Consider the following 1009-nt stretch of genomic DNA (forward strand, 5'->3'; position numbering starts at 1 on the left):
GACCCCACGCCGTTCATCTGGACCAAGACAGCCGAAGAGATCCTCGACTCCCTCGCCCGCCTCTGCCGACGGATCTCTGGCGCAGGACACTAGGTCTCCTGGTAGTGCACGGCTTGCCGGGACGCGCCCTGCGCCACTGCGACGGCTCGCATCGCGGCGAGTCCCTGTCAGGCGGCGGCTCCACTGCCGCCCTCATTGGACGCCACTATTTTCGCCGAGCGTATGCCCGCTGCTAGGCGCATTATGGACGTATGCGGGTTAGCACGCGCTCTGTCGCTGCCAGCTTGGTCGTGATCGCGGCTCTCTCATGTGCTGCGTGCTCGGGAGGCTCGACAGGCTCCAACGCGACAACCACCGTAACGCAGACCATCACCGCACCTGCGACCGTAGGAACTACGCCGCCGCCCGCTTCGAGCACATCGGCTTCGGCGGTGGGGAATGACGCCGACTCCCTCAAGTCATTCGTCGCCAATTCCACGAGCGCCACCCCAGAAATGAAGAGCGCCGTTGCTGATCATGTAACGAAGGTGGACGGGATATCCGGCAGCGTAAACATCCAGACGAATTTGCCCGGCGATCTCACCTCTAGCGACGCAAACACAGGGCGCCTGATCGTTTCTGCTGCGGTCGATTGGGCGAAGCAGGCCTACGCCCCAACGACGTCGGGCGCAGGGCTGATCACGGTCTTCAATCAAAGCGGCGCCCTATTGGCGGATGGGAACTACTGAGCACATGCCGCAAAAGTGAAGGGCCGGGTCTCCGACCTACAGCACCATGTAATCGATCAACGCTGCGACCTGTGACTTAGCTGGCGGTGGTTGGGAGATGGGCTTATGGACGAGGCGAAGCTAGAGCTGTTCCTAGATGGGGCTTGGCCGGCCGTGGCCTCTTTGGCACGGATCGGTGGCGGAGGGTGTCAATGCTCCCGCAGAATTGAGCACGCTCTGCTCTCGCAGATTTGACCCCCTGGGGTCGGTTCAGTCGCGGTGTGTGCGGTTCTCCTTGGCGA

At 62.5% G+C, this 1009-nt stretch carries 1 protein-coding gene; it reads left to right on the forward strand.

Features of this window, described 5'->3' with window-relative positions:
* Nucleotides 1–431: 431 nt before the first annotated feature.
* Nucleotides 432–728: a hypothetical protein gene (locus ACGFYN_RS48205; RefSeq protein ID WP_393872290.1), complete on the forward strand. Its 297-nt coding sequence runs from the start codon at nt 432–434 to the stop codon at nt 726–728.
* The last annotated feature ends 281 nt before the right edge of the window (nt 729–1009 follow it).

Source organism: Streptomyces sp. NPDC048419, assembly GCF_043200415.1.
GTDB lineage: Bacteria > Actinomycetota > Actinomycetes > Streptomycetales > Streptomycetaceae > Streptomyces.